Here is a 24,631-nt window from a genome sequence, read left to right as displayed (position 1 = left end):
CGATTGGGCAGTTTGCGCGGTGTTGCGGGGTCGTGAGTGGCGATTCGGGTTAGAACACGAATCGCCACTCACGACCGGTGCGCCTCACCCCGCCACCATCCCCATCCCCCGAAAGCGTCCCTTGTGGACTCTCGGGCACGTCTGGCTACCGTCGACCGTCCGGAACCAGGCCTTCACGGACGCGCCACGTTCCCGGCCAACACGTCCAGGTAGTGCTGGTTGAACATGACGCCGAGGACATTGCCGAACGGGTCGACGACGGCCGCGGTCACAAAGCCCGGCCCGCGCTCGATGATCGGCTCGTACTCCTTCGCGCCCTTCGCGAGCAGCTTCGCGAAGGCGTCCTCGACGTTGTCGACGGCCCAGTTCACGATGGCGCCACCGGGGCCGGGCTGGGCCATCGACGGCCGGAAGTCGCCGCGGACCAGGCCGAACTCGTGCTGGTAGTCGCCGATCCGGAACTCGACGTAGGCCGGCGCGCCGTCGGGACCGTTGCGGACGAAGTACGGCTCGATCCCGAAGAGATCGGAGTACCACTCGATCGCGGCGGCCATGTCGTCGGCGTAGAACGTGGTGGTGGTGAGACCTCGCAGCATTTCCTTCTCCTCCATCAAGTGGTTCTGGAGGCAAGGATCCACCGCAAAGTGCTCACCGAATGACCACTTTTCCGGCCCGGTTCCGCAAGTAGTCACCTACTTGCGTCGATCCGGCCTCAGGTGACCCCGGGGCGCGCCAGCCCGGTTTCGTAGGCGAGCACCACGGCCTGCACCCGGTCGCGCAGGTCGAGCTTCGACAGGATCCGCCCGACGTGCGTTTTCACCGTCGCCTCGGACAGGAACAGCGTCTCGGCGATCTCCAGGTTCGAGAGGCCCTTCGCGATCAGCACGAGCACCTCGCGCTCGCGTTCGGTGAGGACGTCGAGTTCGGCCGCGTCCCGCATCGGCTTCCCGCCGCCGCCGACAAAACGGTCGAGCAGCCGCCTGGTCACCGAAGGCGAGACCACGGCGTCGCCCGAAGCGACCGCTCGCAGCGCGGACACCAGGTGATCCGGCTGGGTGTCCTTCAGCAGGAACCCGCTCGCGCCGCCCTGCAACGCCGAATAGACGTACTCGTCCAGGTCGAACGTCGTCATCACGAGCACCCGCGCCGTCCCGGCCTCGACGATCCGTTTCGTCGCCTCGACCCCGTCCAGCACCGGCATCCGGACGTCCATCAGCACGACGTCCGGCCGCAGTTCCTCGGCGAGGCGGATGGCCTGCGCCCCGTCGCCCGCCTCGCCGACGACATCGATGTCGGCCTGCGCGCCCAGGACCATCCGGAACCCGACGCGCATCAATTCCTGGTCGTCGACGACCACCACCCGTATCACGTCGCCAACCTAACCGGGAGCCTCGCGTGCACCTGCCACCCTCCACCGGGAGCGGGTCCGACCTCCAGCGTGCCGCCGAAGACGTTCGCCCGTTCCTTCATTCCGATCAATCCGTTCCCACCGGGGACGGTGAGTCTCCGCGGCCCCGACGGAGCGCCGTGCGACCCCGTCTTCGTCGCGGCGGGCACCAGCTGTTTCGCGCGGCCGGCGCCGTCGTCGGTGATCCGGACGTCGATCACGTCGGCCTCGCGGCGCACCAGCACCTCCGCCTGCGCACCCTGTCCGGCGTGTTTCAGCGTGTTCGTCAGCGACTCCTGGACGATCCGGTACACGCCGAGCGAGACACCGGCGGGCAGCCCTGCCAGCGCGTCGGAACCGATCGCCAGCGTCACCGGCACACCGGCCTGGCGGATCCGGTCCGCGAGGTCGGTCAGCGCGCTGGCGTCCGGCTGCGGCACCCGCGGCTCGTCGTCGCCGTCACTGCGGAGCACGTCCAGCAGCCGTCGCAGCTCGGCGAGCGCGCCGCGACCGGTTTCCGAAATCGTCTGCAAGGCCCGTTTCGCCATCTCGGGATTCCCGTCGACCGCGTAGGACGCGCCGTCGGCCTGCACGACCATCACGCTCACCGCGTGCGCGACGACGTCGTGCAGCTCACGGGCGATCCGTCCGCGTTCCTCACCGACGGCGATCCTGGTCGCCTGGTCTCGTTCCGTCTCAAGCAGATGCAACCTGGCTTCCACCTCCTCGTGATAGGCGCGCCTCGCGCCGGCGAACTCGCCGAGCGTCCAGCACAGTGCGCTGGAGAAGATGCCGATGATCGCCAGCACCCACACGTCCTCCGGCGGGTCGGCCCACAGCTGGAGCCCCGAGGTGACCAGCGTCGCCAGCAGATACAGCAGTCCCTGTTTGCGTCCGACGTAGACCAGCACCGAGTAGATGCTGATCATCACCGCGAACGCGCTGGCCGCGCCCAGCTCCAGCGCCCCGTGCGGGATGCCGACCAGCAGCACCAGATACGCCGACCACAGCGTCGCCTTCCGCCGGAAGACCAGCGGCGCGACCATCGCGATGTCCAGCGGCACCGCCACGTACCAGGGCGGCATCGACTGGACTTCCGGCGTCTCGGCGGCGGCGACGTAAAGCAGCAGGTCGGTCAGCAGCAGGATGACGGCGATGGAACTGTCGCCCGCCATGGGGTGGGCACGCATCCAGAGGCTCAACCGTCGCACCTGGTAACACTATGTCGGCCTGTGTCGTTCGCGCGTCGGTCGCCGGTACCACCTTCGGTGCGACCCGAGGATGAGCGGCATGGCACGATTCTCCTCGGCAGGCTCGACGACTGGGAGGGGCAGGGCGCCGTGACGTCACCTTCGGAGCAGGGACGGCTCGCCGGTCCGCTGTCGATGTCGGTGGCCAATCTCTGCCATCGCCTGCAACCGCAGGTGTCCGCGCGGACCGCCGCCGGCTTCGCCGAAGTGCTGCGCAGGCTGGGCGGACCGCTGCAGGTCGCCGTCGCCGGCCGGATCAAATCGGGTAAGTCCACCCTGGTCAACGCCCTGATCGGGCGCCGGGTCGCGCCGACCGACGTCGGCGAGTGCACCCGGCTGGTGACCAGGTTCCAGTACGGCACCGTCGACCGCGTCGAGATCGTCTTCAACGACGGCCGCAAACAGGTGCTGCCCTTCTCCGCCGACGGGATGATCCCGGCGGAACTGGGCATCGACATCGACAAGGTCTCGCATATCGAGGCGTACCTCACCAACGCGGTCCTGCAGGGCATGACCGTCATCGACACCCCCGGCCTCGGCTCGCTCGACGCCGCTTCGGTGTCGCGGACCGAGGAGCTACTGGGCGCGGCGAAGCACCGCAAGCCCGACGGTGACGAGGACGAGGACGAGGAAGAAGGCTCCGACGAGCTGGACGACACCTCGCGCAACGCCGTCGCGGGTGCCGAGGCCGTGCTCTACGTGGTCACGCAGGGCGTCCGCGCCGACGACCAGCAGGCCTTGGCCGCGTTCACCGCCGCGACCGCGAGCCGCGAGGCGGGTCCGGTCAACGCGATCGCGGTGCTCAACAAGGCGGACACCATCGCGCCGGAGTCGGTCGAAGGCTCGGGCGGCGACGTGTGGAAGGCCGCCACGCTCCTGTCGGAGAAGCAGGCCTCGACGCTGAAGCCCCGCGTCGCGGACGTGCTGCCGGTGATCGGGCTGATCGCGGAATCGGCCGAGTCCGGCGGCTTCACCTCCCCCGACGCCGAAGCGCTGCGCCAGCTGGCCGAGATGGACGACGACATCCTCGAGACCATGCTGATCTCGGCGGACATCTTCACCAGCTGGGAATGCGACGTCGCGGCGGGCACCCGGCTGCGGCTGCTGGAGAAGCTGGACCTGTTCGGCGTCCGGTACGCCGTCGAGGCGATCCGCAAGGAACCCGAGATCACCGCGGGCTCGCTGCGGCGGAAGCTGCTCGACGCCTCCGGGCTCGAAGCCGTCCGTCAGCGGCTGAGCATCGTCTTCGCCGCCCGCGCCGACGGCATCAAGGCCGCCGCCGCGCTGGCTTCGGTCACCGCGCTGGCCCACGCGTCCGGCGACCCGGCGGAACGGCAGCGCGTCCACGACGCGATCGAGGTCCTGCTCGCCAAGCCCGAGGCACACCAGCTCCGGCTGCTCGAAGCGCTCACGCTGGTCGCTTCCGGCGCGGTCGACATGCCAGAGGACCTGTCCGAGGAGGTCCTGCGGGTCGGCAGCAACGCCGACATCGGCGCCCAGCTCGGCAAGCCGGGCGCTCCGCGCGCCGAGCTGGCGGCCCACGCCCTGGAACGCGCCGGCTGGTGGCGTTCCTTCGCGTCCTTCGGCGCGACGCCCGCCCAGAGCCGCGTCGCGCACGTCGTGCACCGGGCGTACTTCCTCATCTGGCAGCAGATCCGCGACTGACCCCTCCGCAATTAGTCACCTACTTGCCCCGGTACGCCTCCCGCGCGCGTATACGACCAGGGCAAGTAGGTGACTAATTGCGGGGTCGGATTGATAAACCGAGCGCTCGGTCTAATAATGGGCGCATGGAAACGATCGTCGACGAGCCCCAGTGGCTGCGCACGGCCTCCTGGCTCGGCTGTCCGCTGGTCGGCGCCGCGCTCGGCTGGTTCCTCCAGTCGATTTCGGGCTGGGTGGCGTCCCTGAGCTGGGTCCCGTTCAAGGGCCCCTTCCAGCTCGTCTCGGATATGCCGCGGCCATGGGGCGTGGTCACCGGGATCGGCGTCGGCCTGGCCCTCGGCCTGTTCTTCGCCGCGGTCTGGGCGCACGAGCGGCTGATCGTCAAGGTGACGCCGACCCGCATCACGCTGACCACCAAGGGCCGCAGTCGCGCGTACGAAGCACAGCTCGAGGCCGTCTTCCTCGACGGCAAGGAACTGGTCCTGCTCGCCGCGGACGGCCGGGAACTGGTGCGGCAGAAGGGCGACGTCGACCGCGAAGCCGTCGCCAAGGCCTTCCTCGACCACGGCTACCCGTGGCTCGACGAGCCGCCGGCGGTGAAATGAGGACGGTCGACCCGGCCAAGCACGAGGCGAAACGCCGCGCCATCCTCGACGCCGCCGCGGGCTGTTTCGCGATGAAGGGCTTCGAGAAGACGACGACGGCGGAGATCTGCCGCGCCGCGGGGATCAGCACCGGCAGCCTGTTCCACTACTTTCCGAACAAGCGCGCGGTGTTCGTCGGCATCTTCGAGCAGGACGCCGACGAGACCGCGGCCCTGCTCGCGGCCGCCGAAGAGATCGAGGATCCGGGGGAAGCCATCCTCCAGGTCATCACCCATGTGTCGGAACAGCTTCTGCACCCTGTCATCGCCAAGCTCGTCCTCGAGGTCGCCGCGCAGTGTTCCCGTGACGGCGATCTGGCCAGGCTCATCCAGCGCAACGACCGTGCACTGCGCGACGGTCTCGTCGGCCTGGTGACACGGGCGGTGGACACGGGCCGGATCGATCCCGGTTTCGATCCGAAGACGGTGGCGAGCTGGCTGGTCGCGTTGGTCGATGCGCCGCTTTCACGCGTGATTCTGGAGCCGGACCTCGATCCGAAAGCGGAACTCGCGGTGATGAAGGAGCTGATCAGCAGATTCCTTCGTCCTGTTCTGCCGATTTCGCCCCCGGCCGACGGGCGTTTGGTCGACACTGGTGAAATCTCCCCGGGCTGATCAGCAGGCCCGGGACACCAGTTACGGGGGTCGATTCGGGTGGGTGCTTGGCTGCGCAAGAAGGCGGTCGACGAGGTGGACCCGGACGAAGTGCCGACAGGCCAGATCTCGGCGGCGATCATCGCCGAAGCGGATGGCGCGACTTCGCCGTCCGAGGGAACCGTGGCCGTCGAAGCCACGTCGAAGACCGATGTGGAGTCCACGACCACGGGTCCGGCCGACCTCGAACAGGCTCTCGCCGACCGGCAGGCGCTGATCCAGCTCTGCCTGTACGCCCTCGATCGCGCCCGCAGCGGCGGCGTCGTCGAGCGGCTGGAACACGGTCTCGCCGGGATCGGTGTCCGTGCCCTGCGCCCGGACGGTGAGCGGTTCGACCCCGCCGTGCACGAGGCGGGTGGCGCGGTCGCGACCGAAGATCCCGCGCTCGAAGGGCTCGTCGCGGAGACCGAGGTCGTCGGGTTCGCCGATCACGACCGGGTCCTGCGCGCGCCGATCGTCATCGTCTACGCGAAGAAGGCCCAGTGACCGCTCCGAGCGCGGCGACCAATCTGCCGGCGGTCGTGAAGAGCACGCGCGAGCAGCTGCTCACCGTCGTCCGCGAAGCGGATCCTCAGGCCGCGAAATGGGTCGAGGACATCCGGAAGGCGCGGCCGAAGAAGCCGTCGGTCGTGGTGGTCGGCGAGACCAACCGCGGTAAGAGCTCGCTCGTGAACGCGCTCCTGTCCATGCCGGGACTGTCCCCTGTGGACGCCGACGTCGCCACGGCGACGTATCTGGTCTTCGAGCACGCCGAGCAGTGGTCCGCGCAGGCCTGTTATCCGGGCCAGCTGGCGTCGGTGCCGATCAACCTCAACGACCTGATCCACTGGGTTTCGGCCGCGCACGAACTGCCGGAAGGGCAGATCCCGCCGCGTTACGTCGAGGTCTCCGGTCCGGTCCCGCTGCTCGAACGAGTGTCCATTGTGGATACCCCAGGGGTCGGCGGGCTCGACTCGATGCACGGCGAACTGGCGAAGGAGGCCGCCGCGGGCGCCACCGCGCTGCTGTTCGTCGTCGACGCATCCTCTCCCTTCACCGCGCAGGAGCTGCATTTCCTGCAGGACATGGGCGAGCGCGTCGAAACCGTGCTGTTCGCGCTGACCAAGACCGACCAGTTCCGCGGCTGGCGCGAGGTCCTCGAAGCCGACCGGCGGCTGCTCGCCGAGCACGCTCCCCGGTTCGCCGACGCGGTGTTCCATCCGGTGTCCGCGCGGATGTTCGAGACGGCGGCCAAGGCCCCGAACGAGCAGATGGCCATGATGCTGCGGGAAAAGGCCGGGATCGGCGCGCTGCAGGGCGCGTTGCAGGAGATGCTGGTCGGCCGCTCGGCGATGCTGGGCGAGGCCAACACCCTGCGCGCGCTGTCGAGCGCCCTCGCCGAGCTCAAGGCGAAGTCGCAGGCGGAAAGCCGTGCGCTGTCCGCCGGGGAGGCCGAGGCGGAACAGCTCCGCCAGCGCCGCGACGACCTGACCACCGAACGGCGCTCGTCGACGCGGGGCTGGCAGCTGAAACTGCGCGCGGAGATCCAGCGGACCCGCGTCGAGGTCGGACACGAGACCAGCAGGCAGATGCGCGACGCGTCGACGCATTTCCGGCAGCAGATCGACGGCGCGAAACGGGACGCCCTCGCCGCGTTGCCCCAGCAGGTCGACATCGCGTTGCAGACGACCTCGCAGCGGATCTCGATGCTGCTCTCCCAGCGGCTCAACCAGGTCACCAACGTCGCGCTTTCGGAGCTGTTCTCGGCCGAAGAGCTCGCCATCATCCGCGGCCAGTTCGCCAGGGCGGGCGGCCCGCCGGTCGTGCTGCGCCCGCCGGACAAGAAACCGCCGACGGCCGAGGACAAACTGCTCATCTTCATGGGTGTTTCCGGTGGTCTCGGCGCCGGAAAGGTCGCCGCGCTGCCGCTGGCGGGTGTCGCGATCCTGAATCCGGTGATCCTGCCCGCCACGATCATCATCGGCCTCGGCGCCGGCTGGTGGATGGCGCGCACCCGCAAACACGCCTCGGACAAGCAGCATATGAAGCAGTGGCTGGTCGAGGCGATCGCGGACGCGCGTTCCACGCTGGACCAGCTCGTCGCGGAGCAGCTGATCGAGGCCGAACAGCAGCTGTCGATGGCGCTCGACGAGGCCCTCGGCCGCCGCATCGACGCGATCGAGGCGGAGCTGAAGGAAGTCGACAAGACGATCAAGATGGGCGCGCAGGAACGGGCGAAGAAGATCTCGGTGGTCGCGAAGCGCCTGAAGGACGTCTCGGACGGTCGCGATCGCGCTGAGGCACTGCTCGGTCGCATTCGGTCACTGCGCGACGCCTGACCAGGGTGGTCCTGTTGTGGACCGGAACCGAACCGGCCTACGGTGAGTCCTAAGCTTCGACACACCAGCAGGTCAACGAGGGGGTTATCCCATGTGGGTCGACGAGAGCGGCGGCACGGACACCGAGACGGGCTCCACGGAGGCGGTCACGGTCCACGTTGACGGCGAGGAGTACCAGGCCGAGCTCAACTACGACCTCGACAAGGACGGCGTGAACGACGCCGCGGTCATCCAGCACGAAGACGGCACCGGCCAGGCGTTCGTCGACACCGACGGCGACGGCGAGGCCGACCAGTACGCGGTGCTGGACGAGAACGGCAAGGTCGTCCAGGAAGCCGTCTACGACGAGGCGTCCGGCGCCTGGGTCGAGGCCGGTGGCGGTAGCGACGACGGCGGTTCCGACGCGGGCACCAGCGGCACCATGCACGCCGACATGCCCAGCGGCGACGTCGAGATCGGCCCGCCGACGATCGACACCAACGGTGACGGGACTCCCGACACCGCCGTCGTCCAGACGGAGGACGGCCGCACCATCGCCTTCACCGACAAGGACGGCGACGGCAACGCCGACATCGCGGTGGAGACCGACGCCTCCGGCAACTCCAAGACCTACGAGCACACCGGCCCCGGCCAGTGGACCGAGGTCAGCAGCGGCGTGGTCAACGACGACATCGGCTCGGCCTTCGCGAGCACTCCGGCCGCCGTCGAGGGCGACCCCGCGGGTGACGCGGCGTGGGGCGGCGCGGGCACCGAAACACTCGAAGGTGTGGCGAAGATCGATTCTTCGACCGGCCAGTGGATCAGCCTGAACTGATTCCGGAAATGGTTTAAACCATCGTCAGAATGGTCTAGGCCATTTTAGAACCCGAATTCGTGTAATCCTGGTCACAGAACAGCCCGGTACGAAACCTCGTGCCGGGCTTTCTCATGTCCGATTCGCCCCATCGCCGTGCCGTCGATCACCGGAAGAATTTCTGCGTATGGCCCATTCCGGTGATACTGAATCGATTCCCTTATCGTTCTTGTGAGAGAACCGACAGGTCAGCTCTCGGTTACCTGCCGGTCATCCGGCTACTCTCGGGGAATCCCAAAACCTGCACACCGGCCTTCCCGCCGGTGTGCGAAGCCATTCGGTCGCCGGCATCGAAGCCCGCATCGGAACAGCGTCGTTCCCGGTGTGGGCTTCTGCCGTCGGAAGTCAGGAGAAGAGATGACCGCAGTCGCCATCCCCGGACTGGAAAATGCGCCGACGACGCACAGTGGCGTGCTGTCCTGGGTCCGGGAGGTCGCCGAACTGACCACTCCGGACCGCGTGGTGTGGGTCGACGGGTCCGACGAAGAGGCCGCGCGCATCAACGCCGAGCTGGTCTCCGCCGGCACGTTCGTGCAGCTCGACGCGAAGCCCAACTCGTACTGGGCCGCTTCCGACCCGAATGACGTCGCCCGCGTCGAAGAGCGCACCTTCATCTGTTCGGATAACGAAGCCGACGCCGGTCCCACCAACAACTGGATGGACCCGGCCGAGATGAAGGCCACGATGACGGAGCTGTACCGCGGATGCATGCGCGGTCGCACGATGTACGTCATCCCCTTCTGCATGGGCCCCCTCGGAGCCGAAGACCCCAAGCTCGGCATCGAGATCACCGACTTCGCCTACGTCGTCGCCTCCATGCGCGTGATGACCCGCGCCGGCAAGGCCGCGCTGGACAAGTTCGTCACCGAGGACGGCACCGAGCGCGCGTTCGTCCCCGCCCTGCACTCCGTCGGCGCGCCGCTGGAGCCGGGTCAGGAGGACGTCTCCTGGCCGTGCAACACCACCAAGTACATCTCGCACTTCCCCGAGACCCGCGAGATCTGGAGCTACGGCTCCGGCTACGGCGGCAACTCGCTGCTCGGCAAGAAGTGCTACTCGCTGCGCATCGGCTCGGTCATCGCCCGCGACGAGGGCTGGCTGGCCGAGCACATGCTGATCCTCAAGCTGATCTCGCCCGAGGACAAGGTCCACTACGTCGCGGCGGCGTTCCCGAGCGCCTGCGGCAAGACCAACCTCGCCATGCTGCAGCCGACCATCCCCGGCTGGCGCGCCGAGACCCTCGGTGACGACATCGCGTGGATGCGGTTCGGCGAGGACGGCCGTCTGTACGCGGTGAACCCCGAGTTCGGCTTCTTCGGCGTCGCGCCGGGCACCGACTGGCACACCAACCCCAACGCGATGCGCACCATCGAAAAGGGCAACACGGTCTACACGAACGTCGCGCTCACCGACGACGGCGACGTCTGGTGGGAGGGCATGGGCGAGAAGCCCGCCCACGTCACCTCCTGGAAGAAGCAGGACTGGACGCCGGAGTCGGAAGAGAAGGCCGCGCACCCGAACTCGCGGTACTGCACGCCGATGTCGCAGTGCCCGATCCTCGCGCCCGAGTGGGACGACCCGCAGGGTGTGCCGATCTCGGCGATCCTGTTCGGCGGCCGCCGAAAGACCACGGTCCCGCTGGTGAACGAGGCCCGCGACTGGCAGCACGGCGTGTTCATGGGCGCCACCATGTCGTCGGAGACCACCGCGGCCGCCGCCGGCGCGGTCGGCAACGTGCGCCGCGACCCGATGGCCATGCTGCCGTTCCTCGGCTACCACGCCGGTGACTACTTCAAGCACTGGCTGGACCTCGGCAAGAACGCCGACGCGGACAAGCTGCCGAAGATCTTCTACGTCAACTGGTTCCGCCGCGGCGACGACGGCCGCTTCCTGTGGCCGGGCTTCGGCGAGAACTCGCGGATCCTGAAGTGGGTCATCGAGCGCGTCGAGGGCAAGGGCAACGCGAACGAGACCCCGGTCGGCTTCGTGCCGAAGGCCGAGGACCTCGACACCGAGGGCCTCAAGGAGCCGCTGGCCGACATCCAGGCCGCGCTGGACGTCTCCGCCGAGGAGTGGCGCCAGGAACTGCCGCTCATCGAGGAGTGGTTCGAGAAGATCGGCGACAAGGTCCCGGCTTCGCTGCGTGACGAGCTGGACGCGCTCAAGTCTCGGCTCGAGCGCTGACGCAAACGTGCCGAAGGGGCGCCCGTGCCGTCTCCACCTCACGGTGGGAGCGGAGGGCGCCCCTTCATCACGTTTCCGGGGGCCTTCGGCCCGAAAGAGGGCGCTCGAGCGGTGAAGTCTCCGTCGGGCGCGGGGCGCCCTTGGGGAGACCTTTCGGTGCCGGGGGGATTGCTCGGGTTCGGGCTCGGGTTCGGGTTGGGCGGCTTGGTGTGAGCCTCATCCTCGGAGTCATTCCCGGGGATGAGGCCGTCTTCTTTCGCGCTCGGTACCGTGGCCGCATGGTCAAATTCGGCGTCAACATGGTCGTCCCGGAGACCCGCGCGGCGTGGGTCGGCAAGTGCCGCAAGGCCGAAGACCTCGGGTTCGACGTGATCGGCGCGGCGGACCACCTCGGCATGGCACCGCCCTTCCCGGCGCTCGTGCTCGCCGCCGAGGTGACGAGCCGCCCCAGGCTCAACACCTTCGTCATCAACACGGCCTTCTACAACCCGGTGCTGCTCGCCCGTGACGTCACCGGCACCGACCAGTTCACCGAGGGCAGGCTGGAGCTCGGCCTGGGGGCCGGTTACGTGAAGGCCGAATTCGAAGCGATGGGAATGGAGTTCCCCCGCGCCGGACAGCGCGTCGCCCACCTCGAAAAAACGATCAAAGAACTCAACCGGCTCTATGCCGACGAAAAGCACAAACCGGCCACGGTGCAGAAACCGGGACCCCCGCTGATGATCGCCGGCCGCGGCGACAGGCTGCTCACGCTCGCCGCCGAACACGCCGACATCATCGGGTTCACCGGCACGGCCGCCGTTCCCGACGGAGGAGCACTCGCCGTCGACGACGCCACCGGGATCGCGGAGCGGGCGGACTTCGTCCGCGGAAAACTGAAGGGCCGCGCCGCCGAATTCAATATTCTCGCGCATTTCGTCGCCGTGGTCGAAGACCGGCGAGAGGGTTTGGAGAGCCTGCGAGAGCTGCTCGAAGGCAAGCTCACCGTCGAACAACTCGCCGAGCTGCCGACGGCTCTGGTCGGCACGCACGAGCAGATCGCCGAACAGATCCTGGCGCATCGCGAGCGGTTCGGGTTCACCTACTTCACCGTGCTGGAGCACAACATGGACGCGCTCGCACCGGTGATCGAGTTGTTGCGCGACAAATGATCGACGTACGCGGGCTCGGCGTCCAGGCCGGGGATCTCTGGTTGTTCGACGGCCTCGACTTCGAGGTCGATGCGGGCGAATGCGCGGTCATCGTCGGCCCCAACGGGGTGGGCAAATCGACCCTGTTGCGGTGTCTGTACGGCACGCAGACGCCGCAGCGCGGACGCGTCGTCGTTGCGGGCGGGAAACCCGACGAACGCGACGTTTCCTTTCGCCGCAAGGTTTCCGTGTTGTTCGACGATTCCGATTTCTTCGCCGAACTGACTCCGCTTCAGCATCTCGAACTGCTGGAGGGCTCGTTCGGGGCCGACCTCGGCGATGTCGACGCGTTGCTGGCGGACGCGGGGCTCTCGGAACGCGCGAAGGTCACCGCGGGCAAGTTCTCCGCCGGGCAACGCCGTCGCCTGTTGCTGCTCGGCGCGACCGCGCGGCCGCACGACGTCCTGCTGCTCGACGAGCCCGAGCGGGCGCTCGACGTCGCAGGGAAGGAATGGCTGACGTCGTTGATCAAGCGTTCGACCGACGCCGGGGCGGCCGTCGTCGTGGCCACGCATCATCCTCCGCTGCTCGAAGCGGCCGACTCCACCCTCGAGTTGTGGTGATGCCTTCTCGGCGGAAAGGAGTACCTCGAAGGTGGTGACCACGAAAGCCCCCACGCACGTCCCGGGACGGCAGCGATTCGGCGGGTTGCTCAACGGGGATTACCAGACCTTCCTGGCACTGTTCGGCTTCGGCGCGCTGTTCACCGCCTTCCAGAACCTGCCGAAGCTCCGCGACTTCCTTTTTGGACAGTTCGTTGTGGACTTCCCGGCGGTGTTCGGCCTGCTGGTGGTGCTGTGCGCGATGTTCTGGCGCAGCCTGCTTCGCCGCGGCTTCGTCTGGGCCGAGCCGGCGGCGCTGACCTGGATGGATTTCGCCCGCGTCGACAGACGCCGTGTCGTCGTGAAGCGGATGTGGGCGCTCTGGTCCGGGCTGGTCGTCGTGGTCGGCTACACCGGGGCGCTGGTCACCGCGATCGGTGGCGGGTCGAAGGACGTGTGGATCGCGATGTCGGCGCTGACCGCCTCCGGCGCGATCCTGGCCGCCGTCACCGCGCGGCGGACGGCGATCCGCGGGGAAACGGCGGGTCCGGTCGTGCTCGCGCTGGCCGGTCTGGCGACGGCGGCCGCGGGGCTGGGCCCGATCGCGATCGAGGTGCTGGCCGGCGGGCTGTTCGCGGTGGCGGTGGCGGTGGCCTTCGGCGGCGAGCCGATGTCCGGGGTCGGGCGCCAGGAACTCGTCGACGGCTGGAACGCGCGGCTCCTGCGGGCGATGGCCGCGGTCTTCATGGACCCCATGCTGCTGATCCCGGAATCGAAGCCGGTGCCGTGGCTGACGCTGCGGCGTCCGACGACGCTGCGGCTCGCGTGGGCGGGTGTGCTCGGCCGGATGCGCTACGCGGCGGCCGGCGTGGTGATCGCTTGCCTGGTCGGTCTCGGGCACCTGGCCTTCCCCGCCGTCCCCGTGGTGCCGCTGTTCGCGCTCGGCGCGTACGCGGCGCTCGTGCCGTTCGTCGGCGGGCTCGGCGAACTGTGGCGCAATCCTGGCCGCAGGCGATGGCTCGGCGCCTCCGACTGGGAACTGCGGCTGGTCAACGGCCTGGTCTTCGCCCTGCTCGGCCTCGGCTGGGGAGTGCTGCTCGGCCTGGTGACGCTGACCCTCGGGGTGATCCCGGCCTGGCCGGTGTGGCTCGCGATCCCGCTCGCCGTGGTCGCCGCGCTGCGGACGGCGACCCGGCCGCCGATGAACTACGACGTCGGCGGCGGGGCCGCCGGCTTCCAAGCCCTGCGAGGCGTGGACGTACTGGCCGTCGGCGCCGTCTTGCTCAGCGTGATCGCCTGAGGTCACCCGTTCCCGCGTTCGGATCATCCGGATACTCCGAACGCGGGTTACCCTCGATGCGACGAAAGGAGCACGAGTGGGCGGCGGGCACGCACCGGGTAAGGGGCGGCGGGCGACCAGCGAGTTCCCCGCGAGCTGGACCGACGAGCAGATCATCGCGGTCATCAAGGACGTCGCCAACGATCCGAGCGAACCCCGCGTCAGAATGCACAACGGCCGCTGGCGCTGTGCCGGCGAGCGCTACGGCGTGCATCTGATCGTGCTGGTCGAGGACAACGGCCACGTCAAAACGGGCTATCCGGTGGCAGGCCCCGGCGTGGTCCGCAATCCCGACACCGCGGCCGACCCGGCGAACCCGACCGTCGCCGACCTCGCCGCCGGCCGCATCAGCTTCTTCGGCGACAGCCTGCTCGACCAGATCGCCGACCGGATCACGCCGGACGTCCTGGCCTTCTACCGCACGCTGCACTGGTCGGGTGAGTGGGAAGAGCTGGCCGACGTCCTCGTCGCACACGCGATGAAGGAGAACCTGCGGCTCGGCGTGGACGAATACGCCACCCTGGAAAGCCTGCTGAGCAGCTTCGACCTGCCGATCGACGGCTTCCTCTACCTGAACGACCGGGCACACGCCCTGGCCGCACTCCGCCCCTAGGCGCCTAGCTCGCTTCGGCGACCTGCTCGGCGCCGCCCTCCGCGGCCGCCCGCAGCGAGTCCAGCGGCAGCCCGACGGCGTCCGCGATCGCCATCACCGTGAAGAAGGCGGGCGTCGGGATCCGGCCGGTCTCGATCTTGCGGAGCGTCTCCACCGAGATCCCGGCCTCCGCGGCGACCTCGACCATGCTCCGCGACGCCGACGCGCGCGCGTCCCGGAGCGCCAGCCCCAGCCGCTCGCCGCGTTCGCGTTCCTCGTCCGTCAACGGCACTCGCACCATGGCGCCAATACTAATACCGGATCTGAGGGAGTCGAGGTCGCGGACAGGCGTCGGTCGAGTGGGTCGTGAGTGGCTGAAGTACATGAAGGTCTCCTTCCTGTACGTAGTCGCAAGGATGGGGGCTTCACGCACTGTCGCTGTAGCGCCGAACTCTCATGTCGTGAAGGGCACCTTTGAGACGATCATCGTCTCAAAGGTGCCCTTCACGACATCCCCACGAACTGGGGCCTAAGACACCTTCGGGTTAGAACCCGAATCGCCACTCACGACCCACCCGACCCACGCCCTACCGCCACCCGCTGAGTTGTCCCCACCGAGTTACCCCCAGCCTGTGGATAACTCTGTGCACAGGTCGTGGACAACCCCGAGAAAAGGGCCCCGCCGAGCCGGAGCTCGACGGGGCCACAATCCCTAGTGGCTTCAGGCGCCCGCGGGCACCGGAAGTGGGAGTCCGGGGAGGCTCTGGTCGTTCGGCACCTTGCCGTCGACGAGGAAGTCCTCCACGACCTTGTCCACACCCGCGTTGCCGCCGGCGTAGATACCGTGGTCGCCTTCACCGGTCACCGTGATCATCCGCGAGCCGGCGAACGCGCGGTGCGCACGGGTCGCACCCTCGATCGGGGTCGCGGGGTCGTTCACCGACTGGACGATCAGCACCGGCGGGACGCCGCGGCCGTCGAGCTTCGGCAGGTCGACCGGCTTGTTCTTCCAGAAGATGCACGGCTGGATCAGCCAGCCGGCGCCGAGCAGCGGCAGGTCGCGGTCGATCAGCTTCTGCGACTGGCGGATGACACTCTGCCGGTTGCCGGTCCACTTGCCCTCGTTGCAGGGGATGGTCCAGAAGCTGGCGTTGTAGGAGTCGCCGTCGGTCGGGACGAACAGCGGCTGCGGGCCGATGACGCCGTCACCGTCCACCGTCTCCGCCTTGACCTTCTGCGCGGCGGCCGACTTCTGCTGCTGCGTCGAGGTGCCCTCGGTCAGCGTCTTCAGGTTGACCAGGTAGTCGGCCAGCGCGGGGAAGTTGCGCTTCGAGTAGAGGTACCCCGCGATGGTCGAGTCGAGGGCGTTGGCCGAAACCGGGACGCCGTCCACCTCGACCGGGTTCTGCGTCAGCGCGAAGCGGACCTTCTCGTACGTCTGGCGAGCGGCTTCACCGGTCTTGCCGAAGCCGTAGACCTTGTCGTACTTGCCGATCCACGGCAGGAAGTCCTGACGCCAGCGGCGCTCGAAGCCGAGCGGCTGCCCGTCGAACGAGTTCTGCCAGGTGGTGGTGAACTCGGTCGAGGAGTCGAGCAGGAACTTGCCGGTCCGGGTGGGGAACTGCTGCGCGTAGTGCGCGCCCATCCAGGTGCCCGCCGAGTAGCCGACCCAGTTGATCTTGTCGCGGCCGAGGAGGACGCGCAGCAGGTCGATGTCGCGGATGGTCTGCGCGGTGTTGATGAGCGGGCCCAGCTCGCCGGACTTCACCTGGCAGGAGTCCGCCGCGTACTTGGTGGCGTCCAGGATCAGGTTCAGGTTCGCCCGGCTGCGGTCGCGCGGGTCGAGGTCGGAGCCGGTGCCGATCGCGTTGCCGCAGGTGATGTTGGTGCTCTTGCCGGTGCCGCGCGGGTCGAGACCGATGATCTCCTGGTTCGCGCGGAGCTTCGTCTGGTTACGCAGACGGGCCGGGAAGTTACGGCCCGGAGCGCCGGGGCCACCCGGGTTCGTGATCACGCTGGCGGTCGCGTTGCCGCTGGTGGCGGCGAGGCGGCTGACGGCGATCGTCAGGTCGATGGCCTCGTTCGTCTTGTACCAGTTGCGCGGTGCGCGGTAGGTCGCGCACTCGATGTTTTCGGCCCCCGGAGGCGGCGCGGACGGCAGCTCACTGGCGGTGCACTTGTGCCAGTCCAGCTTCTGGTCCGCGTACTTCGCCGGAATGTTGGTGGAGTTCAGCGGCTGCTGCCGAGCAGCCTCCGGTCCTGCGAACGCAGGAGTGAACCCGGCCAGCATGGTGCCGGCGACAGCCGGGATCACCACCGCATAGCGGAGTTTCTTCATCCGATGCCCCTTTGATCTTGCGTGCGAAGTTCCTGTTCGCGACTTGCGGCTATTGATATCCGGCGGGGAGCGGGACGGCAACCGCCCTTCGTCGTATGGGGCGTCGCTGATCAAATCGATATCGGGCACGCGTGACCCGGGTGGGGGAGAGGTCTTAGGGTCATCGGGACCATCCGGGGGTACGGGAAACGTTAGGTGAGGTCCGATGGCGTCAGGTAAGGCAGACGGGAAGGTGAGGGGCTTTCAGTTCAGCCCCTGGAACCTCCTGTTGATCATCCCGTTGCTGGTGCTGATCACATCCTTGTTCAATTCGGACGGGCCGCGAGTGTTCGGGATGCCGTTCTTCTACTGGTTCCAATTCGTGTTCGTGGCCGTCGGCGTCCTGTGCACCTGGATCGTCTTCGTGATGACCAAGGACAAGCCGACCAGTGAGCGTCCCGACCGGCTGTCCGTGGACGAGCTCGACGAGGGGGACGCCAAGTGAGCAACATCCAATGGCCAGAGCTGATCATCTTCACGATCCTCTTCGCGGTGGTCACCGTGCTCGGCTTCGTCGCTTCCCGCTGGAAGGCCGGCAACACCCTCGACCACCTGGACGAATGGGGCCTCGGCGGCCGCAAGTTCGGTTCGTGGATCACCTGGTTCCTGCTCGGCGGTGACCTCTACACGGCGTACACGTTCGTCGCCGTCCCCGCGCTGATGTTCAGCGCCGGCGCGATGGGCATGTTCGCGCTGCCGTACACGATCATCGTCTACCCGATCGTGTTGATGCCGGCGCTGCGCATGTGGTCGGTTTCGCGCGTCCGCGGCTACGTCACCCCCGCCGACTTCGTCCGCGGCCGCTTCGGCTCACCGACGCTGGCGCTGCTGATCGCGATCACCGGCATCATCGCGACGATGCCGTACATCGCGCTGCAGCTCGTCGGCCTCGAAGCGGTGCTGCGGACCATGGGCATCAACGGCTCCGGCGTCATCGGTCACCTGCCGCTGCTGGTCGCCTTCGTCATCCTGGCGGTCTACACCTACCAGTCCGGCCTTCGCGCGCCCGCGCTGATCGCGTTCGTCAAGGACATCCTGATCTACCTCGTGATCATCGTGGCGATCATCTACCTGCCCTCGAAGCTCGGCGGCTGGTCGGCGATCTTCGACGCGGCCGACGCCAAATTCGACAAGACGCCGTCCCAGGCGGACGGCATCCTGCTCAACGCCAACAACCAGTTGCAGTACGCGACACTGGCGCTCGGTTCGGCGCTCGCGCTTTTCCTGTACCCGCACTCGCTCACCAGCGTGCTCGCTTCGCGTGGCCGCAGCGTGATCAAGCGGAACATGGTCGCGCTCCCGGCGTACTCGCTGGTGCTGGGCCTGCTGGCGCTGCTCGGCTACGTCGCGATCAGCGCGTCGGTCTCGCCGATCACCAACAACGCCACCGGCAAGCCCGACACGAACACCGTCGTCCCGGTGCTGTTCGACTCGCAGTTCTCGTCGTGGTTCGCCGGGATCGCGTTCGCCGCGATCGGCATCGGTGCGCTGGTGCCCGCGGCGATCATGTCGATCGCGGCGGCCAACCTGTGGACCCGCAACATCTACAAGGAGTACATCAAGAAGGACGCGACGCCGGGCCAGGAGGCGAAGCAGGCCAAGCTCGCTTCGCTGATCGTGAAGTTCGGCGCGGTGGCGTTCATCCTGTTCATCGACCCGCAGTTCTCGATCGACCTCCAGCTCATCGGCGGCGTGCTGATCCTGCAGACGCTGCCGGCGGTCGCGATCTCGCTCTACACGCGGTGGTTCCACCGCTGGGGCCTGATCGCCGGCTGGGTGGTCGGCATCGGCTGGGGCCTGGTCATGCTCTACAACATCCCGAACGCGGCGACCGGCAAGGCGCACTTCGGTGGCTCGGCGCTGAAGCTCGGCGACCTGTCTATCTTCGGCTGGCACCCGCTCAGCGGCTCGCAGCTGCAGATCTACGTCGGTTTCGTGGCGCTGGCCGCGAACCTGCTGATCGCCGTGATCTTCACGCTGATCGCGCGGCAGCTGAAGGTCTTCAACGGCACGGACGACACCGAGGCCGAGGACTACCACGCCGACGAGCACGACAAGGATCTCCGCGAGATCGGCGTCCACTGAGTCAGCTGTGAGAAGGGGCCGCGTCCTGCCGGGACGCGGCCTTTCTCGTGGCCGCGGTCGCCGTCAGGTAGAGGACGAGGCCGTTCAGCAGGTGCCACAGGAAGTGCGTCCCGGCGGGGAAGCTCCCGCAGACCGTGTGGTCGGCCGTGCGGAACGAAAGCGACACTCCGAAGACGCCGGCGGCCACGGCGAACCTGCGGCGATCTTCACCCCGGAGAATGACCGCGAAGACGACGAGGCCGATCAGCGCCGAGAGGTACAGCCCACCGCCCAGCGACGCGACAAGGGCGGTGAACGCGAGGAACACGGGGACGCCGATCCAGGACAGCCTGCGGCTGACGCCGAAGAACACGTGCGGGAACACGGCGGCGTAGTACAGGACGAACACCAGGATGAAGCCGGTGTCGGCGGCCGCGGACCAGCGGGTGGCGAGCAGGTGGAAGGCCGTGCTGCCGAGGAACACCAGTCCGATGAGGACCGCGAGGACACGGCCGTTCGGTCGCCGCCAGACGGCGATCGCGGCGACCAGAAACGCGAGATTGCTGAGGCTGTTGAGCGGCTCACCCCAGAGTCCGGGGGCCAGACGTTCGCAGTAGCCGTCGATGTACGCGGTCCAGTTCACCTCTCCAGATAACCGTGCCCACGTGAACTGCGGGTGTCGCCGGTCAGCAGGCCTCCAGGCGCCGGGTCAGGAAGCGGCGTCGCGGTTCCGAGCAGGGCAGTGCGAGCGCTCGCCGATAGTGCTCGGCGGCTCGCACAGGGTCGCCGGCCCGCAGCCACAGCGCGCCGAGGACGGCGGGCAGCAGGGTGTAGTCCGGCAGGTCGGCCTCGATGGCTTCGAGTTCGGCGATCCCGGCGACGGCACCGTCCACCATGGACAGCGCGATCGCGCGGTTCAGCCGCGCCACCGGCGACGGGCGCAGCGCCAGCAGGTCGTCGTACAGCCCGACGATCCGGCGCCAATCGGGCGGCTGAGCCGTGCTGTGACACAACGCGATCGCGGCTTCGACGTGGTACGCCGACATCTCCGGCCCGGTGCACGCCCGCTCGAACTGCCGCGTCCCCTCGGCGATCATCGCGTGGTCCCAGCGGTCGCGGTCCTGTTCGTCGAGCAGCAGCAGATCACCGTCCCGGTCGACCCGCGCGGGCAGCCTGCTCCCCTGCAACAGCATCAGCGCCACCAGCGCCCGCACCCTCGGCAGAGCCGTCTTCGGCTCGGCGAGCAGCAGCCGTCCCAGCCGGATCGCCTCACCGCACAGTTCGCCGCGCACCGCGACGTCTCCGGTCGTCGCGTCGTAACCTTCGTTGAACAGCAGGTACAGCACGGCCAGCACACTGTCTACTCTGGACTCCAGCGCGTCCGGCCCCGGCAGGCCGAGCGGTTTCCCCGACGCGCGCAACCACTTCTTCGCCCGCACGAGCCGCTGCGCCACCGTCGCCGGTTTCGTCAGCAAGGCCGCCGCGATCTCGTTCACCCCGAGCCCGCCGACGGTCTTCAAGGTCAGCGCCACCTGCGACACCATCGGCAGCGCGGGATGGCAGCACAGCAACATCAGCACGAGTTCGTCGTCCGTGCGCCGATCGGCTTCGTAGCCGTCGAGCTCCACGAGCCGCGGCAGCAGCGCGCGCAGGGTCTGCTCGCGCCGGACGACGTCCATCGCCCGGTTCCGCGCGGCCCGGAACAGCCAGCCCCGCGGATTGTCCGGGATCCCGCACCGCGGCCAGGTGCGCAGCGCCTGTTCCAGCGCGTCGGCGACGGCTTCCTCGGCCAGGTCCAGCCGTTCGGGGCCGAGCGCCCTGGCCAGCGTGGCGACGATCCGCCCGGCACTGTGCCGGAACAGATGCTCCACCACGCCGGCCGGACGGCTCATGACAGCGCGACCTTCCGCATCAGTCCTCGCAACCGCGTTCGCCGACCTTGCGTACTTCGATCGGCCCGAACTCCAGATGCGGATGCGTCGCGAAGATCTTCTCCGCCTGGTCGAGGTCCGCGGCCTCGATCACCTGGTAGCCGCCGACGATCTCGGTGGCCTCGGTGTGCGGCCCGTCGGTCACGCCGACCTCGCCACCGGAACCGCGCAGCACCCGGCCGCTCTTCGACAGCCCGCCGCCGTCGACGAAGCGGCCTTCCTTCGTGCGCTCCTCCGCCCAGGCCATGTAGTTCTCGAGCACGCGTTGCGCTTCGTCAGGGCCGAGGTGGTCGTGCGAGTCCTTCGTGGCACGGATGAAACCGATGTAGTGGGGCATGGCGTCCTCCTTGGGATCGATGGTCCCTAGACGAACAAGCGCTCCGCGAATCGACATCGTCCGAACAGGTCACAGCTCCAGCCGCCAGGTCTGGCCGGTCAGCTCGTAACCGAAGCCCTCGATCGTCTCTTCGCTCACCAGCCGGAAGCCCGCCTTCCGGTAGACCGCCCTCGCCGCGTCCAGCACCGAGACCGTCCAGAGTTCGATCGCGGGGTAGCCGGACGCCCTCGCGAACTCGACGCACTCGGTGACCAGGCGTTTCCCGACGCCGCGGCCACGCGCGGCCGGTTCGAGGAGCAGCATCCGCAGCTTCGCGGTGATGCCGTCCTCGGCGGGCATGCAGAAGATGCTGCCGACGCGTTCCCCGTCGAGTTCGGCGATCCAGCCCGCTTGGCGAGGGTCGCCGCGCCTGTCGACGTACTCGGCGACGACGCGGGCGACGAGTGCTTCGAAGCGTTCGTCCCAGCCGTATTCGCGGGAGTAGAGGGCGCCGTGGCGGTGGACCACCCAGCCGAAGTCACCGGGCCGGGGCGGGCGCAGGACCAGCGTGGGGTTCGGGGCGCGCTCGCCGACCAGCGAGGTGATCGTGTCCATGGCGCCGAGCAGCCGCTCTTGCTCGTCTTCGCCGAACTTGCCGAGCAGCGAGCCGATCCTGCCCACCGACCGCTGGTCGAGGACGGCGAAGGCCTTGCGGCCGTCCTCGGTCAGCCGGACGAGCTGACGGCGGGCGTCCTCGTCGCTGCGCTCGCGGGTGAGGAGGCCTCGCCCTTCGAGCCTCGCGAGCAGCCTGCTCGCGTATCCGGCGTCGAGGTCGAGACGTTTGCGCAGGTCGGTGACCTGGGTGGGGTCCTGCTGCGCGAGTTCGAAGAGGACCCTGGCTTCGCTCAGCGAGTATTCGGCGTCGGCCGGTCCTTCGTCGAGGACGCCGATCACGCCGGTGTACAGACGGTTGAAGGCCCGGACGGTCGCCACCCGGTCCGCGGAACGATTCATTTGACCACCTCAACAGATTCGTTGACTAGGTCAAGTGTTACTCCACCAGGCGGTGAAGGCAAGAAATCTTTCCGGGGGTGGACATATGGAAACCCCGTGATGCTGCCAGGTCGGGGGTCCGCCAGCATCACGGGGTCGTAGTGGGTATCGACGCCACGTTCCGCGGCGTTACACCTCACGCACTATGTGTCGTAGGTCACTCGAACGGGCGACACCTACAACGGTTGTTGTCGGGTCAGCGCATGTGCGTGTGACGCGCCTGGGAGATAGCGATGAGCTCCTGACGAACGGTCGCGGTGGCCGCGGTGTCGATCGCCCGGTTCAGGGCCCGGCGAGTGCGAGCCTCGGCGCGACGGGCACGGAGCTTGGCGGCGATGTTGTTCATCGGTTTGTGTCATCCCCTTGGGAGTAGATCTTGCGTCTTCGTGGCTGTGCTTCTAGTATGCACCCTTTTTCACAAGGAAGCCAACGATTATCCGGTGACTTGGCACACCTGCCGATGAATCATCGGCAACAAGAGCGTAAAACCGGAGAGATTTGGTGGTGCCGGTCACTTCTTGGTAACGCTGAAGGTCTCTAGCATCTGGCCTATACGGCGGAAGAGGGCGCGATGAAGCGACGGTAGGGATCTCTACCGCTTTCTAGCGCTGAGACGATAAAGCCGCAGAGAGGCTTAGTCGCTGTCCTGCCTGTAAGTCATGTTCGCCGTGATGCTGTGGACGGGCCGGGTGGACCGACCCGGAGGCGAGAGCAAAGGTCCCTTGCTCTCTTGCGCGGTGACCGTGTGGATTTCGGGACATCTGACGCCCCAAAATCCACACAGTCAGCGATGGTCCTGACAGTGAGTGAGGGGTGTGTGGATATAGGGACACTCAACGTCCCTATATCCACACACCCCCTCCCGTGGGAGCAAAGGTCCCCCGCTCCCTTTCTGCAGGTCAGCACACCCGGCGATAATTACAGGACAGCGCTTAGTCCCGGCCGAGCAAGTAGTGGCCGAAGTGCGGGACGGTGAAGGCGATGTGACCGCGTTCGGCGGAGTACACCAGGCCCTTCTTCATCAGGCTGTCCCGCGCCGGCGACAGCGACGAAGGCTTCCGCCCCAGGTAGACGGCCACATCGGCGGTGCCGGCGGACTCGTCCCTGCCCTGGGTCAGCTCGGCCATCGCGAGCAGGTACTCGCGCTCGGCGGGCGTCGCGCGTTCGTACCGGGAGCCGAAGAAGCCGACCGCGAGTTCCGATTCGGCCTCCGGGGCGGCGACCTGGACATCCTTCACGGTGATGGGGTCGGCGGGCGCGGCATCCCAGGCGGCCTTGCCGTACGCCTGGATGAAGTAGGGATAGCCGCCCGACGCGTCGAACAGGGCGTCCAGCGCCTCCGGTTCGATGCCCGCGTCTTCGCGTTCGATGGGCGCCATCACCGCGAGGTCGGCGTCTTCGCGATCGAGCCTGTCGATGCGCGCGTAGCGGAAGAGGCGTTCCGAGTACGACTTCGACGCCGAAAGGACCGCAGGCACGTGCGGCAGCCCCGCACCGACCACGACCAGCGGCGCCCCCGACTGCGAAAGCTCGTGGCAGGCGGCGCAGAGCGCGGAGACGTCCTCGGGCAGCAGGTCCTGGATCTCGTCGATCAGCAGCGCGACCCCGGTGCCGACGTCGGCCGCCAGCTCCGCGACCTCGGTGAACAACTCGACCAGGTCGATCTCGATGTCGCCCGAATCGGCGCGACCCTGCGCGGCGGGCACGTCGATGCCGGGTTGCCAGCGGTCGCGGAGCTTCGCGTCCGGTTTGTTGGCGCGCAGCGCGAACGCCTTGAGCACGCCGAGCACCTGCTCGACCCGGTCCGGCGCGCGATGGCGCACGGCGAGGTCGCGGATCGCGCGATGCAACGCGGCCGAAAGCGGCCGCCTGAGTTCGGTGTCCGGGCGGGCTTCGATCTTGCCGGCGCCCCAGCCGTGCTTGATGGCCCGCGAGCGCAGTTCGCCCAGCAGCACGGTCTTCCCCACGCCACGCAGGCCGGTCAGCATCAGGCTGCGTTCGGGTCTCCCCCGCGCGACCCGTTCGAGCACGACCTCGAAGGCCTGGAGCTCGCGCACGCGGCCTGCCAGCTCGGGCGGCCGTTGACCGGCGCCCGGGGCGAAGGGGTTGCGGATGGGATCCACTCTCACACGCTATCGGCGTTTCTAGCGTGGAGCCGATATTCCGCCATAGAGGGATAGGCGTGTCGCGCCGGGTTACGCCGACCGGCGTGAGATGAAGGGGCCTTTCATAGCAAATTTTGCAATGAAAGCGTCCTTCATAGCGTCCTGGTG

General features: G+C 68.0%; 24 protein-coding genes. 13 read left to right on the top strand and 11 right to left on the bottom strand.

What is annotated here, in order from left to right:
* Positions 1–173: 173 nt before the first annotated feature.
* The 3 genes from DL991_RS01000 to DL991_RS00990 form a co-directional block, all read right to left on the bottom strand.
* The gene (locus DL991_RS01000; RefSeq protein ID WP_125779971.1) at positions 174–596 is read right to left on the bottom strand and encodes a VOC family protein; all 423 of its coding nucleotides are present in this window, start codon (positions 594–596) and stop codon (positions 174–176) included.
* Positions 597–712: 116 nt separating this feature from the next.
* Positions 713–1,369 (bottom strand): response regulator transcription factor, encoded by a 657-nt coding sequence (locus tag DL991_RS00995; protein ID WP_005167029.1) that lies wholly within the window; start codon positions 1,367–1,369, stop codon positions 713–715.
* Positions 1,366–2,562: a sensor histidine kinase gene (locus DL991_RS00990; protein ID WP_125780080.1), complete on the bottom strand. Its 1,197-nt coding sequence runs from the start codon at positions 2,560–2,562 to the stop codon at positions 1,366–1,368. Before DL991_RS00990 ends, DL991_RS00995 begins: the two co-directional genes overlap by 4 nt.
* Before the next feature lie 165 nt (positions 2,563–2,727).
* Between DL991_RS00990 and DL991_RS00985 the strand changes: the two genes are divergently transcribed.
* From DL991_RS00985 to DL991_RS00935, 11 genes are all read left to right on the top strand, one after another.
* Positions 2,728–4,302 carry a dynamin family protein gene (locus tag DL991_RS00985; RefSeq protein WP_125780078.1) on the top strand — a complete coding sequence of 525 codons (1,575 nt, stop codon included), beginning with the start codon at positions 2,728–2,730 and terminating at the stop codon, positions 4,300–4,302.
* A 125-nt stretch (positions 4,303–4,427) separates the two neighbouring features.
* A complete protein-coding gene (locus DL991_RS00980; RefSeq protein WP_125779969.1) occupies positions 4,428–4,907 on the top strand; it encodes a hypothetical protein in 480 nt (159 codons plus the stop codon).
* Positions 4,904–5,560 (top strand): TetR/AcrR family transcriptional regulator, encoded by a 657-nt coding sequence (locus DL991_RS00975; protein WP_125779967.1) that lies wholly within the window; start codon positions 4,904–4,906, stop codon positions 5,558–5,560. The genes DL991_RS00980 and DL991_RS00975 overlap by 4 nt, the downstream gene beginning before the upstream one ends.
* Before the next feature lie 39 nt (positions 5,561–5,599).
* A complete protein-coding gene (grpE, locus tag DL991_RS00970) occupies positions 5,600–6,085 on the top strand; it encodes a nucleotide exchange factor GrpE (protein ID WP_125779965.1) in 486 nt (161 codons plus the stop codon).
* Positions 6,082–7,917 (top strand): dynamin family protein, encoded by a 1,836-nt coding sequence (locus DL991_RS00965; RefSeq protein WP_125779963.1) that lies wholly within the window; start codon positions 6,082–6,084, stop codon positions 7,915–7,917. Before grpE ends, DL991_RS00965 begins: the two co-directional genes overlap by 4 nt.
* Positions 7,918–8,008: 91 nt before the next feature.
* Positions 8,009–8,731: a DUF6802 family protein gene (locus DL991_RS00960; protein WP_125779961.1), complete on the top strand. Its 723-nt coding sequence runs from the start codon at positions 8,009–8,011 to the stop codon at positions 8,729–8,731.
* Between the two features lie 396 nt (positions 8,732–9,127).
* On the top strand, positions 9,128–10,954 hold the full coding sequence (locus tag DL991_RS00955; RefSeq protein WP_125779959.1) for a phosphoenolpyruvate carboxykinase (GTP): 1,827 nt from the start codon (positions 9,128–9,130) through the stop codon (positions 10,952–10,954).
* A 278-nt stretch (positions 10,955–11,232) separates the two neighbouring features.
* Positions 11,233–12,105: a TIGR03621 family F420-dependent LLM class oxidoreductase gene (locus DL991_RS00950; RefSeq protein WP_125779957.1), complete on the top strand. Its 873-nt coding sequence runs from the start codon at positions 11,233–11,235 to the stop codon at positions 12,103–12,105.
* Positions 12,102–12,707 (top strand): ABC transporter ATP-binding protein, encoded by a 606-nt coding sequence (locus tag DL991_RS00945; RefSeq protein WP_125779955.1) that lies wholly within the window; start codon positions 12,102–12,104, stop codon positions 12,705–12,707. Before DL991_RS00950 ends, DL991_RS00945 begins: the two co-directional genes overlap by 4 nt.
* A gap of 31 nt (positions 12,708–12,738) precedes the next feature.
* On the top strand, positions 12,739–13,986 hold the full coding sequence (locus tag DL991_RS00940; RefSeq protein ID WP_125779953.1) for a DUF6297 family protein: 1,248 nt from the start codon (positions 12,739–12,741) through the stop codon (positions 13,984–13,986).
* Positions 13,987–14,062: 76 nt separating this feature from the next.
* Positions 14,063–14,638 (top strand): EndoU domain-containing protein, encoded by a 576-nt coding sequence (locus tag DL991_RS00935; RefSeq protein ID WP_233598628.1) that lies wholly within the window; start codon positions 14,063–14,065, stop codon positions 14,636–14,638.
* Between the two features lie 4 nt (positions 14,639–14,642).
* On the opposite strand, the gene DL991_RS00930 is transcribed toward DL991_RS00935, so the two are convergent.
* On the bottom strand, positions 14,643–14,918 hold the full coding sequence (locus tag DL991_RS00930) for a helix-turn-helix domain-containing protein (RefSeq protein ID WP_125779950.1): 276 nt from the start codon (positions 14,916–14,918) through the stop codon (positions 14,643–14,645).
* A gap of 420 nt (positions 14,919–15,338) precedes the next feature.
* Entirely contained in the window at positions 15,339–16,955 is a 1,617-nt protein-coding gene (locus tag DL991_RS00925) for an alpha/beta hydrolase (RefSeq protein WP_125779948.1), read from the bottom strand.
* Positions 16,956–17,160: 205 nt separating this feature from the next.
* Between DL991_RS00925 and DL991_RS00920 the strand changes: the two genes are divergently transcribed.
* Together DL991_RS00920 and mctP are read left to right on the top strand one after the other, a co-directional pair.
* Positions 17,161–17,439, top strand: a complete 279-nt coding sequence (locus DL991_RS00920; RefSeq protein WP_199746190.1) for a DUF3311 domain-containing protein — start codon at positions 17,161–17,163, stop codon at positions 17,437–17,439.
* The gene (mctP, locus tag DL991_RS00915; protein WP_125779944.1) at positions 17,436–19,079 is read left to right on the top strand and encodes a monocarboxylate uptake permease MctP; all 1,644 of its coding nucleotides are present in this window, start codon (positions 17,436–17,438) and stop codon (positions 19,077–19,079) included. The genes DL991_RS00920 and mctP overlap by 4 nt, the downstream gene beginning before the upstream one ends.
* A 1-nt stretch (position 19,080) precedes the next feature.
* On the opposite strand, the gene DL991_RS00910 is transcribed toward mctP, so the two are convergent.
* The 6 genes from DL991_RS00910 to DL991_RS00890 form a co-directional block, all read right to left on the bottom strand.
* Complete coding sequence (locus tag DL991_RS00910) at positions 19,081–19,701, bottom strand: hypothetical protein (RefSeq protein WP_125779942.1); 621 nt, start codon at positions 19,699–19,701, stop codon at positions 19,081–19,083.
* Between the two features lie 43 nt (positions 19,702–19,744).
* Positions 19,745–20,950 (bottom strand): RNA polymerase sigma factor, encoded by a 1,206-nt coding sequence (locus DL991_RS00905; protein ID WP_125779940.1) that lies wholly within the window; start codon positions 20,948–20,950, stop codon positions 19,745–19,747.
* 19 nt (positions 20,951–20,969) lie between these two features.
* Entirely contained in the window at positions 20,970–21,326 is a 357-nt protein-coding gene (locus tag DL991_RS00900; protein WP_125779938.1) for a YciI family protein, read from the bottom strand.
* Positions 21,327–21,395: 69 nt separating this feature from the next.
* The gene (locus DL991_RS00895) at positions 21,396–22,319 is read right to left on the bottom strand and encodes a helix-turn-helix domain-containing GNAT family N-acetyltransferase (protein ID WP_125779936.1); all 924 of its coding nucleotides are present in this window, start codon (positions 22,317–22,319) and stop codon (positions 21,396–21,398) included.
* A 235-nt stretch (positions 22,320–22,554) separates the two neighbouring features.
* Positions 22,555–22,704 (bottom strand): hypothetical protein, encoded by a 150-nt coding sequence (locus tag DL991_RS42850; protein ID WP_007032374.1) that lies wholly within the window; start codon positions 22,702–22,704, stop codon positions 22,555–22,557.
* Between the two features lie 586 nt (positions 22,705–23,290).
* A complete protein-coding gene (locus DL991_RS00890) occupies positions 23,291–24,481 on the bottom strand; it encodes an ATP-binding protein (protein WP_125779934.1) in 1,191 nt (396 codons plus the stop codon).
* Positions 24,482–24,631 lie beyond the last annotated feature (150 nt).

It is taken from the genome of Amycolatopsis sp. WAC 01375 (genome assembly GCF_003947325.1).
Taxonomy (GTDB): Bacteria; Actinomycetota; Actinomycetes; order Mycobacteriales; family Pseudonocardiaceae; genus Amycolatopsis.
The sequence above is the reverse complement of the archived record's forward strand: the minus strand, read 5'-3'. Positions and strand labels throughout refer to the sequence as shown.